At 60.3% G+C, this 11,755-nt stretch carries 9 protein-coding genes; 3 read left to right on the top strand and 6 right to left on the bottom strand.

Annotated elements, in window-relative coordinates; translation table 11 throughout:
• Positions 1 to 35: 35 nt before the first annotated feature.
• Positions 36 to 188, bottom strand: coding sequence for a hypothetical protein (locus tag QKE52_RS00255; RefSeq protein WP_168162647.1), 153 nt, complete (start codon positions 186 to 188; stop codon positions 36 to 38).
• Positions 189 to 192: 4 nt separating this feature from the next.
• Positions 193 to 1,638, bottom strand: a complete 1,446-nt coding sequence (gene thrC, locus QKE52_RS00250) for a threonine synthase (RefSeq protein WP_347947804.1) — start codon at positions 1,636 to 1,638, stop codon at positions 193 to 195.
• Positions 1,639 to 1,676: 38 nt separating this feature from the next.
• On the opposite strand from thrC, the gene QKE52_RS00245 reads away from it, so the two are divergent.
• Positions 1,677 to 2,978: an MFS transporter gene (locus QKE52_RS00245; RefSeq protein WP_347947802.1), complete on the top strand. Its 1,302-nt coding sequence runs from the start codon at positions 1,677 to 1,679 to the stop codon at positions 2,976 to 2,978.
• A 299-nt stretch (positions 2,979 to 3,277) separates the two neighbouring features.
• Here QKE52_RS00245 and QKE52_RS00240 read toward each other — a convergent pair whose 3' ends face one another.
• The 4 genes from QKE52_RS00240 to QKE52_RS00225 form a co-directional block, all read right to left on the bottom strand.
• Positions 3,278 to 3,715: a hypothetical protein gene (locus QKE52_RS00240; RefSeq protein ID WP_070517377.1), complete on the bottom strand. Its 438-nt coding sequence runs from the start codon at positions 3,713 to 3,715 to the stop codon at positions 3,278 to 3,280.
• Between the two features lie 29 nt (positions 3,716 to 3,744).
• Complete coding sequence (locus QKE52_RS00235) at positions 3,745 to 4,062, bottom strand: hypothetical protein (protein WP_347947800.1); 318 nt, start codon at positions 4,060 to 4,062, stop codon at positions 3,745 to 3,747.
• A gap of 140 nt (positions 4,063 to 4,202) precedes the next feature.
• Positions 4,203 to 7,262 (bottom strand): bifunctional [glutamine synthetase] adenylyltransferase/[glutamine synthetase]-adenylyl-L-tyrosine phosphorylase, encoded by a 3,060-nt coding sequence (locus tag QKE52_RS00230; protein WP_347947798.1) that lies wholly within the window; start codon positions 7,260 to 7,262, stop codon positions 4,203 to 4,205.
• Positions 7,263 to 7,269: 7 nt separating this feature from the next.
• Complete coding sequence (locus tag QKE52_RS00225; RefSeq protein WP_175974528.1) at positions 7,270 to 8,607, bottom strand: glutamine synthetase family protein; 1,338 nt, start codon at positions 8,605 to 8,607, stop codon at positions 7,270 to 7,272.
• A 199-nt stretch (positions 8,608 to 8,806) separates the two neighbouring features.
• Between QKE52_RS00225 and QKE52_RS00220 the strand changes: the two genes are divergently transcribed.
• Both QKE52_RS00220 and QKE52_RS00215 read left to right on the top strand, forming a co-directional pair.
• Entirely contained in the window at positions 8,807 to 9,883 is a 1,077-nt protein-coding gene (locus tag QKE52_RS00220; RefSeq protein ID WP_102233660.1) for a DUF2786 domain-containing protein, read from the top strand.
• Positions 9,884 to 9,993: 110 nt separating this feature from the next.
• Entirely contained in the window at positions 9,994 to 11,733 is a 1,740-nt protein-coding gene (locus QKE52_RS00215) for a CYTH and CHAD domain-containing protein (RefSeq protein ID WP_070753965.1), read from the top strand.
• Positions 11,734 to 11,755: the final 22 nt, after the last annotated feature.

Below are 11,755 nucleotides of genomic sequence, written 5' to 3'. Positions count from 1 at the left end.
ACCCCGCTGTGCTCAGTATCCCAAGGAGGCGCCGGCTAGTCTTCCGTCGCGGATGCAGCCTCACCCGAGTCCGCCTTATTCTCCTTATTTTCTTTCTCCATCTCAGCGACCTGCTTCATGTCGCGGATGAACTTCTCCGGATCAAACTCGGTGAAGTACTCCGGGCCCGAGAATTGTTCCTGTCCCATTGTCTTAAACCTCCGTGTTGCTGATGTACTGCGTGATGTAGTCCTTCACCGCCGCTGCATCATTGGGCAGATCCGTGACGTAGCGCTCGGCCTCCAGGATGCCGGCGAAACGCTCCGGCACCTCCGGCTCGCTGCCGATGGCCTCTTTGATGGTCTCCGCAAACTTCACCGGCAGGGCGGTCTCTAGGCAGATGATGGGGGTGTCGACCCCATATTCTTCCTGTACCGCGCGGGCGACCTTGATGCCGTCCGCGGTGTGCGGATCCACCAGCACGTCGTAGCGTTCGTGGACATCCTTAATGGTGGCGAGGCGATCCGCGTGGGTGGAGGAACCGGACAGGAAACCGTACTCGGCGTGGGCGGCGTCAAGTGCCTGCTTATCGACGTTAAAGCCGCCTTCCTTCACCTTCGTCCCGAACAGCTCCTTGATCTGTGCGGCATCGCGGCCCAGCAGATCGAAGGCGAAGCGCTCGAAGTTGGAGGCGCGGGAAATATCCATCGACGGCGAGGAGGTCTTGTGGGTTTGCTCCGAGGAGCGCGGGCGGTAGTTGCCGGTGCGGAAGAACTCATCGAGCACGTCGTTTTCATTGGTTGCCACAATGAGGCGGTCGATGGGCAGCCCCATCTGGCGAGCGATGTGGCCGGCGCAGATATCGCCGAAGTTGCCGGTCGGCACGCTGAAGGAGACCTTTTCGGTGTTTTCCGTAGTGACCTTGAGGTAGCAGTTGATGTAGTACACCACCTGCGCCATGAGGCGGGCCCAGTTAATGGAGTTCACCGCACCGATGCGGTTCTCGGCCTTAAAGTTGGCGTCGGCCGATACCGCCTTAACCACGTCCTGGCAATCATCAAAGACGCCATCGAGGGCGATATTGCAGATATTCGGGTCATCCAGCCCGAACATCTGAGCCTGCTGGAATGGCGTCATGCGCCCAGCCGGGGTCAGCATGAAGACGCGGATGCCCTTGCGCCCGCGCATGGCGTACTCCGCCGAGGAACCGGTGTCACCCGAGGTAGCACCCAGAATGTTGAGGGTTTCGCCGCGGCGGGCCAGCTCGTATTCGAAGAGTTCGCCCAACATCTGCATGGCCATGTCCTTGAAGGCGGCCGTTGGCCCCTCAGAGAGGTGGCCAATGTAGAGGCCCTCCCCCAGTTCGCTGACTGGGACGATCTCCTCGTGGTCAAACTTGGGGTAGGTGTAGGCGCGCTGGGCAATTCCTTCGAGGTCTTCTGCGGGAATATCATCCACAAAAAGCTTGAGCACTTCCGCAGCCAAGGCCGCGTAGCCACCCTCCGCCAGGGTCTGGCGCCAGTTAGTCAGGGTGGCGTCATCGATGCGGGGGTAAGTTTCCGGCAGGTAAAGGCCTCCATCAGGGGCCAGACCTCCGAGGAGGATATCCGTAAAGGAGGCGGGCTGGCGGTCGGTATCGCGGGTCGAAATGTACTTCACCCCCTGCATCTTAGTTGGTGACGCGTAAAGTATCAGCCATGTCGGTTCCTCATCCTCGCAATGTAATTACCACTAAGGCTCTCTCCGTGTGGGTAGCTGCGGTGTTGGTCTACATCGTGGCAATTACCGGCCGCACATCTTTTGGCGTCGCGGGGCTTGAGGCCATTGATCGCTTCGAGGTCGATGCCTCGCGCATTGCTGTTTTCACCTCTGTACAACTGGGCATTTATTCACTGGCGCAGATCCCGACGGGCATGCTTATCGATAAGTTCGGCCCACGGCGCTTGCTCGTCATTGGCTCCATCATTATGGGTCTCGGCCAGGTGCTTCTCGGTTTCACGAGTAATTATTGGGTAGCCATCGCCGCCCGCCTGCTCATCGGCGCGGGTGATGCCACCGCCTTCCTGTCGGTGATGCGCATCCTGCCTTACTGGTTCCCGCTGCACCGCACCCCCATGTTCACGCAGGTCACCTCCTCCCTGGGACAGCTGGGTCAGTTTATCTCTGCCCTACCTTTTGCCATGCTCCTGGGCTGGGGCGGATGGACCTTGGCCTTCGTTACCTTGGGCGCGGTGGGCATTCTCATCGCTGTCGCCGCCGCGGTGGCAGTTGCTGATTCCCCGGAAACGCTCGGAATCGTAAAGAAGCCGAAGGAAAAGCCGAACGCGCAGCCAGAGAGCATGGGCGCACTGCTCTCCCAGGTTTTCCGTTCACCCGTGGCCTGGCAGGCATTCTTCATTCACTGGGTCGGTCTTGCCGCCACCAACGTGTTTGTCATGCTGTGGGGCATGCCCATGATGACGGCGGGCATGGGATTTTCCAAGACCAGCGCCGGTTGGGCCCTGACGTGGTTTACCGTGTGCATGATTCTGGTGGGCCCTGTACACGGCAGGCTATCTTCTAGGACGCGAGGTTTCCGCCCCTGGCTCGCCTTGGGGTTTGTGGCTATCCACTGCGCGGTGTGGGTCCTGTTCTTCCTCTTCGGCGGCAGCTACCTCTCACTGATCATCCTCATCAGCGTGGTGTCCTTGTGCACACCGGTGGCAAATTATGGATTCGACATTGTCCGCGAAAACCTCGACCGTAAGGTGGTCGCCACAGCAACGGGCCTGGGCAACATGGGCGGCTTCTTGGCCACAGTCATCGGCGCCCAGCTGGTCGGCGTAGTACTAGACCACTTGGGCAATGGGCCGAATTATCCGTTCTCTGATTTCCAGCTTGCCGCTTGGGCAGTCTTCGGCGTGTGGTGCATCGGCATAGCAGGTGTCCTCATCACGCACGTCCTGCGCAGCCGGGGCGAGGAGGACGGCCCGCACGCCAAAATCATCCAGGTGAGTTAGTACAAGGCTGGGCTACTGGAGGGACAGGGCGCTCAACGAAGCCTCAAGGGGCACCCCGTTGGCCACTTCGAAGACGCCCAGCCCGCCGCCGATGGGAACGAGGATGGCGATGCTCACTCCCACTGCGGTCCTGAGAAGCTCGCGCAGTTTTCGTCGTTTCTCCACTTCAACGCACCAACCTTTATCGTTTCGTTATCTGTGCGTGTGAGCTTAAGAGCCATGGCTGCAAGGCAAATCCTCGTTGACTGCGCATCTCCTGCCAGTCCCTGTGACTTCAGTGCCAGCGTTGCCAGCTGGGACTATTCAGCCGGGGTCGACTCCACGAAGATCGGCCCCTCCACCGGGGCGACGATGCCAGCGTCGAAGGCAGAAAGCGCCCCCTTGGCCTCTTCCTTGGTGATGGCGCCCGCCTCAACGGCCTTGTCCAGATCGGCTTCGAGGACCTGGCGGGACCTGTACCTATCCGATGCCACTGAAAGCAGGCCACGCGGGACCGATTCCGACGGGATCCCCAGCGCCTCCGCCAGGGCCACGATGCGGTCATTTTCGGTGGGGTCGAGGTGGGCATTCACCGACTGATCCTGCGGCACGCCACCATTGACGACCTGCTCCACCGTCAGTGCTCCCTCCGGTACGTGATTCCTCTCCGTGACCCACCAGCCTGCGCCGACGACGGTGATGACGGCCGCCACCACGAGGACCCATACGGCGATGATCTGCTTGGACTTCACGGGCATAATTCTAGGCTTCCCTATAGCTCATCGGATTAATCCACGCTCGGCCCAAACGTGCCAAAGGAGGTCCCGTGCGGAGGGTGTGGTGGATCGAGGCGCTCGGAAAGTGCATCGATGATGGAGCGGATGGTGGACTCCGCTGCGGAGCGGTCAAGGTTGGTGCGGCGTGATGTATCAGGTTTCGAAACGTCGGGGCGGACGTGGGGCTTGGCGACGTCCACGTGCATCACCGTCCCCTCCACGCTCAGCGCGGCTGCGGGATCGCACCCAGCAGCGCGGGCCGCGGCAAGGAAAGCTTCGAGGTCCGCGAGGGTGGCATCGTTCAGGTCGAGGGATAGGTTGAGGCTCATAGTGTGCTCCTTTGAAGGCTGGGACGGTAACTGCTGCCCAGGCTATCGGCTTAGCACCGGTATGAACAGGGCACGGCACCAAGATCAGGGATAGATCCGGGTAGGCTCAGGGTCCGGCTAAGGGGGTAGGACAGCAGCTCTTAGTCGTGCTCGAAGGATTCCGCCTCCCCCCAGAACACCTCATCGACCACCTTGCGGGCGTGGCGGGTGATCTTGAGGTAATGGTCGAGAAAATCCTGGTTATGTTCGGGATCCCACCCTGCAGCGCCAGCCACCTGCGCCAGCTGCGGCCCCGGTGCCGGCAGCTGGTCCACGCGCTTGCCGCGAACCAATACCAAAGCGTTTCGGGCATCGGTAGCCAGGAGCCAGGCTTCCCGCAGCTCCTGTACCTGGTGCACGGGTATGACTTCATTGTCTTCGAGGGCATCGAGGACGCGCAGCGTGGACGGCTCATGCAGCGCCGGTACCTCGTGGGCATGCATCATTTGGAGCAGTTGGACTGTCCATTCGATATCCGTCAACCCACCGCGCCCCAGCTTGGTGTGGGTATTGCGGTCCGCGCCGCGCGGCAGGCGCTCATTGTCAACGCGCGCCTTCATGCGACGAATGTCACGAATGGTCTTCTCGCTCACGCCCTTCGGCGGATAACGGAAAGCATCCACCATGGTGAGGAAACGCTGGCCAACGTCCTCATCACCCGCCACAAAGGCAGCGCGGAGCAGCGCTTGCATCTCCCACGGCTCGCCCCACTGTGAGTAGTAGCGCTCATAGGACTCAATGGAGCGCGCGACCGCTCCCGAGCGCCCCTCTGGCCGCAAACCTAGGTCAACGTCCAAGGGCGGATCGCCGGACGGTTTTGCCAGGCGGCGGCGCAGCTTCTCAATGATGCCGATGGCCCAGGGCAGCGCCTCCTCTTCGGGGTTGCCTGCAACTGGCTCCGCTACCACGATGACATCGGCATCCGAACCGAAACCCAGCTCCATGCCACCGAGCCGCCCCATGCCGATCACGGCGATGCGAGCCGGTGGTTCGTCATTGTCGTTCTCCAGCCGCCACGCCCTGACCTCGGCGCGGAGCGCTGCCTCCAACACCGCATTCCAGATGGTGGACAGCTCGTAACAGACTTGCTGAACCGGCAAGAATCCCAGAAGATCCGCTGCGGCAATTCGTGCCAACTCCGCGCGGCGAAGAGACCGCGCGACCGAGACGGCCTTGTCCGGATCCGCATGACGCTTGGTGGAATTGACCAAAGCAGAGGACACTTGCTCGGGTTTGGTTTCCAGAAGCTTGGGCCCCGCCGCGCCGTCGGAGAGCTGCTTGACGACGTCTGGCGCCCGAATGATGAGCTCCGACGTAAACGGCGAGGTGCCCAGGATTTTCATGAGGCGCTGGCCGACGACGCCTTCGTCGCGAAGCATGCGCAGGAACCAGGTACGGTCGTAGGCTGCTTCCGAAAGCTTGCGGTAGTTCAACAAGCCCATGTCTGGATCCGCGGTGTTCGAGAGCCACTCCATCAACGTGGGCAGCAAAATGGCCTGGATGCGGGCCTTGCGCGACTGGCCCGCGGCCAAAGAAGTGAGATGCTCGAAGGCTCTGTCCGGATGGCGATAGCCCAGCGCTGCCAGCTGCAGGAGGGCCGCCTCGCGTGACAGCTTGAGCTCGTCCGCCGACATCGATGCCACGGAATTGAGCAGCGGGCGGTAGAACAAGCGCGAGTGGAGCTCAGAGATAAGCAGGCGAATCTTCCGGAGATGGATGTTCATCCGATCTGCCGCCGACTGGTGGCCCTGCGGGTGGAAACCCGAGTTGATGGCCAGCCACTCGAGCGCCGTGTTGTCATCCTTCGCCGGCAACGTATGTGTTCGGCGGAAGCGCTCCAATTGGAGGCGGTGCTCCAGCAGACGCAGAAACTCGTAGGCCTCAATGAGCTGGGTGCCATCCTCGCGCCCTACGTACCCGGCGCGCACGAGAGCGGCGAGCGCATCGACCGTCGCGAGCGTGCGCAACGATTCATCCGAGCGACCGTGCACCAACTGGAGCAATTGGACTGCGAACTCTACATCGCGCAGACCGCCCTCCCCCAGTTTGAGCTCTCGAAGGCGCATCTCTTCCGGGACGTTCTCGAGCACGCGGCGGCGCATAGCCTGTACGTCTTCAACAAAGGACTCCCGTTGCGAGGCAGTCCACACCATGGGCCCGATCTGGCTCACGTAGTCCTTACCTAGGGGCAGGTAGCCGGTCTGCGGTCGCGCCTTCAGTTGTGCCTGAAACTCCCAGGTCTCCGCCCACCGCTTGTAGTAGGCCACGTGCGAATCCAGAGTTCGGACGAGAGCGCCGGGTTTTCCTTCCGGACGCAGGTTGGCGTCGACCTCGAAGAAGCAGGCAGAGCCGATTCGATTGAATTCCGATGCTAGGCGCGTAACCTTCGGCGTCGCCTCCGAGCCCACGAAGATAACGTCCACATCGGAGATATAGTTCAACTCCCCCGCGCCACACTTGCCCATCGCGATAACTGCCAGCTGCGCATCGAGGGGCTCATCGCCATAGACCACACGGACCGCACCCGCGAGTGCGGCCGTCAAGGCGGCATCTGCGAGAGCCGTCGTCAGCCTGGTGACTTCACGAAACCCCACTCGTGGTTGCGGCCGCGACTGCCCCTTGCGGGAGTGGAAGGTACCGGCGAGGTCATGCGCGGCGATGCGCATCATCAGCGTCCGGTATGCCACCTTGAGAGATGCTTTGTGGTCACCAGGGGATGCGCGGTAGGTGCCGGGCGATGTCAGCTCGGGGTTCGCCGTGTCTGGGCGGTCTGGTTGCTCTGCGTACGTCGCCGGTTCCGCCCCCACCTCGCCCAATAGTGTGTTCAGCATTTCCGTTGGGGTAGGCAACGGGCGCTGCAGTTCTTGCCAGGTCTCCGGGTGGGCGGCGAGGTGATCACCGAACGCCGAGGAGCCGCCCAATAGGGCAAGCAGCCGAACTCGAAGGGTTTCGTCTTCACGCATCGCCGGCCCAATCTCGGGCGCTCCCTCGAAAATCCTCATCAAGGTATTGAGGGCCATGTCGGGATCACCGGTTCCGGCCAGTGTCCACAGCAGCTCCAGGGATTCTGGATTATCCCACTCGAGACGGGAAAGATCCTCCGCAGCAGTTGGCCGGGTAAGGCCGAGAGTCGCCGGGGACGGTACTGACGCTGGACGCATGCTTCTCCTAGAAATCCAGGTTGTTGCGCAATTCGAATGCGGTGATCTGTTGCTGATACTCATGCCACTCGTCCCACTTCGCGCGCAGGAAGTATTCAAAGACGTGCTCGCCGAGGACCTCTGCCATGAATTCGGAGCGTTCAAACTCCCGGAGTGCTTGGTCCAAGCTGCTGGGCAGGTCCTTGTACCCCATTGCACGGCGCTCACGGCGGGTCAACTGATGGACATCGTCCTCGGCAGGATCACCGAGCTCATAGCCTTCCCTGATACCGCGCAATCCGGCGGCCAGCAGAACCGCATATCCCAGGTAGGGGTTCATCGCTGAGTCTAGAGAGCGGATCTCCACCCGTCGCGACATTTCCTTGGACAGGCGGTAGGTCGGTACTCGGACGAGGGCCGAGCGGTTGGACACGCCCCAGGTCACCGACCCCGGGGCTTCGCTGCCAAACATCAGGCGCTTGTAAGAGTTGGTCCACTGGTTGGTGATCGCCGTCATTTCCACTGCATGCTCAAGAATGCCGGCGATGAACTGCCGTCCCGTACTGGAGAGGGAAATCTCATCGTCGGGGTCGTGGAAGGCGTTGGAATCGCCTTCAAACAGGCTGAGGTGGGTGTGCATTCCCGATCCCGAGCGGTCTTCGAAAGGCTTGGGCATGAATGTGGCATGCACGCCCTGCTGGGAAGCCACCTCCTTGATGAGGTAGCGGAACGTCATGATGTGGTCTGCCATGGACAGCACATCAGCATGGCGCAAGTCGATCTCCTGCTGCCCGGGTGAGGTTTCATGGTGGCTAAATTCCGTAGCGATGCCCATGGATTCCAGCGCATACATCGACCGGCGGCGAAAACTCGGGGCGTTATCGTGGGTGGCTTGGTCGAAGTAACCGCCGTTGTCGGTGGCAATGAGGTTGTTGATATCGCGCGCATCCTCAAGGAGATAAAACTCGATCTCCGGTGAGGCCTTACACGTGAACCCTTCATTGGCCGCCTCTGTAACCTGCCGGCGCAGGATATGGCGTGGATCCACCAGGGAAGGGTGCCCATCGGGCTGGGTGATGTCGCAGAACATGCGCGCTGACAACAGCTCTGGCTCTTCCTTATCGAAGGGCATGATTTGGAACGTTGAGGGATCCGGCATGGCGATAGTATCGGCCTCTGAGATACGGGAGAATCCCTCCACCGAGGAGCCATCGAAGCCAACACCTTCCTCGAAGGCAGATTCCAATTCGGAGGGGCTCATCACCACAGATTTCAACGCCCCCAGGATGTCAGTGAACCAGAGGCGAATGAAGCGGATATCGCGTTCTTCAACTGTACGAAGGACGAATTCGTGTTGGCTGTTCATGTTTTAAACCCTACCGCCGCGCACCGAAGCCGCGGCTGGGCGTTTGCTCTTTTGCCCCCGCAGCGTCACCTATCGGCCCAGTTGGCAAGAGTATCTCGGGGGCAAATTTTTTCGACCTTCCGAACCCTTGTCGCTATCACATGCTTGAATGGCCCCATATCCAAACTGATGTACGAACAAACATAGGAATGTGATTTCCATGAACACCAACCACGCAACACTGAGCAAGCAAGGACTCGACCTCATTATCCGAGCGGCCCAGCGAGGATGGTCTCCTAAGGATCTTCTTCACGTCGTGGGCAACTTTTGCCACCCACTCATTTATCGTGCCGCCGGCCAGGTGCCCGCACAGATTAGTTCCACTGCGTTGCGCAAAGAGTGGTTAAGCCTCACTCCGCCTGCTTCGATGACGATGTCCACCGATGAACTGACGCGACTCATCGAAGCAACCATGTTGCTTCCCTTACTTCGTGACGTTGACGTGCTCGTGCCTGAGAGAAATAGCTCCCAGTCAGCGCATGGCAGCAAGGAGGATAAAATCCGCACCAAAATCTCCCACCTTCTGCGGAAGGCCGAATCCACTCCCTACGAGGAAGAAGCCAGTGCACTCATTGCCAAGGCACAAAGTCTGCGGCAACGACACCGGATCGATGGCGCTCTCGACGCTTCGCCCAGCTGCGTAGTTTCCACGCGCCTTCATATCAGCGCCCCCTATATCAAGCACAAGACCACACTTCTTAGCGTCATCGCGGATCGCAATGGATGCACTGTGCTGCAACTTCACCCCAAAGGGATCATCACAGTCTTCGGCGCTAAAGAGGACGTCCACCATGTCACCGACCTCTTCGCTTCACTTCTTCGGCAGTGTGAGTGGCACATGCACCACGGAGAACACGCGAAAAGCGCACGCCAGATCGGCAATGTTGCAGCTTTCCGCCGAAGCTTCATTTTGTCCTTTGCCACCCGAATCGGTCAGCTCTTAGATGAGGTAAACACCACGCTGGGGCCACAAAGTACAGACGCGACAGGTTCCGCAGCACGCAATCCGGGGGTTGGGCAAGATGCAGTAGTCCTTGCCCACCAATCTTTATCAGCGGTGGAAGATCGCCGGCGTAGCGCAGAAGCGGTAGTAGATCAGCTCTTTCCCAACGCCCGCACCATATCTTTAGCTATGGGGAGCCGAGCAGGCGTGTCCGCCGGGGCATCCGCTGCGGAAAGGTCTCACTTAAGTGGTGATTCCTCAGGGCTGGCAGGACGGGCCCAACTCACTCGTTAGGGCGGGCTCAAAGGCTGGCACAAGTGCTCTAATGACTAGGTAAACTAGATGGAAGTGTAGAGGTTTTGTGCCTCCTCTTTAAATTTTCGCTCCCCGACGAAGGTGTGTACATGTCTCCGAAGACGTTCCTTGAAATCGAAGCCAAGTTCGCCGTGGATGAAGCCACGCCGGCGCCCGATCTCACCAACCTCGACGAGGTTGCCCGAGTAGCAGAAACCCGCCACCAATCATTGTCGGCGATCTATTACGACACGGAGGACCTTCGCCTTACCCACGCCAAGATCACGCTGCGCCGTCGCACCGGTGGAAATGATGACGGTTGGCACATCAAGATCCCCGGTGCCGAAGGCCGCACCGAAATTCGTGCCGAACTCGGCGAACCAATTGATGGCAAGTACGAGGTTCCCGCCGAGCTTCTCCACCAGGTTCGCTCAGTGATCCGCAATCATCCGCTGGAGCCCATTGCGCAGGTCGACAACAACCGCACCGAATTGCTCCTTGTCAACGCCGATGACCAGCCGGTCGCTGAGTTCTGTGATGACCATGTCACCGCCTTCTCCTTCCTTCCGGGTGGCTCCCAGAGCACCTGGCGTGAGTGGGAAGTCGAGCTCGCTGGGGAGCTCCCTGGATCCAAGGAAGGCAGCGCTCTACTGCGGCACGCCACTTCCCTACTCATTAGCTCTGGGGCTCGGGTTTCTTCCTCGCCGTCCAAGTTGAAGTCGGCATTGGGTGAATCCGTCAACAATGTCGAGCTTCCCCCGTCACTTGCCACGTCCAACGTGGAGCCGGGCTCGCCCGCGGCAGCGGTTGTGGACGCATTGAAAGCCAACCGGGACAAGCTCGTCGAATATGATCCACGGGTTCGCCGCGATGAGTGGGATTCGGTTCACCAGATGCGCGTTGCTACCCGTGAACTGCGCAGCCACTTGCAGACCTTCCACGGCATTGTGGTGGGCCCCGAAATCGAGCGCATTGAGTCAGACCTGAAGGAACTTGCGGCCATGTTGGGCGTCGCCCGTGACGCCGAGGTCGTGGAGGAACGTTGGCAGAACCTCCTCGCGTCCGAGGATTCCGACGTCCTTGATGAAGCCACCCGCGAACACATTGCTCACGACATGGGCCGCGCATACCGCCGCGCGCATCGCCGAGTCATCGCCGCGCTCGATTCCGATCAATACTTGGCTCTGCTCGATGCATTGGATGCCTTCCTCTCCGACCCGCCGGTTGCTGGTGAAGACACGCCCGCTGACGCCGACAGCACCTCTGCCAGCGGCGAGGCGGAAGACTCTGCGGTCGACGATTCGGCGTCTGCTGCCCCCACTGAAGAAAAAGAGGAAGAACAAGAGTCAGCAAAGGTCTACGAGCCGAAGCACGCCAAGCCAGATGAGGACGAAGAGCCCCACGATCTTGATACGGTGATGGCCCTGCACCTCAAGCAGGCTTATGACAAGCTGGTCAAGCGCCACAAGAAGGCAGTCTCCAACTGGGATAATACCGAGCTGACGCTACATGAACGTGAAGAGTACTTCCACGATATGCGCAAGGCAGCAAAGAAACTGCGCTATGCGGCGGAGGCAGCTGGTTCCGCAACCTCGTTGAAGACGAAGAGCCTCTACAAGGCCTGCAAGCAGATGCAGTCAGTCTTGGGAGACTTCCAGGATTCGGTGACCTCTCGCGACAAGCTGCTCGAACTGGCAGAGACCGCACGACGCCGAGGCGAGGACACCTTTGGCTATGGTCTGCTCTACCAGCGTGAGCGCGCCATCGGTTTGGAAGCGCTCAACGCCTACTCGGAGAGCTTCAAGGCCATCAAGTCTGCGTTCAAGCCGCTGCGCAAGAAGCTGCGCTAATTCCTCCCCGCTGGGCGCGCTG

The organism is Corynebacterium sp. c25Ua_47 (assembly GCF_039907205.1).
Taxonomy (GTDB): Bacteria; Actinomycetota; Actinomycetes; order Mycobacteriales; family Mycobacteriaceae; genus Corynebacterium; species Corynebacterium hiratae.
This window is presented reverse-complemented; position numbering and strand designations above follow the sequence as displayed.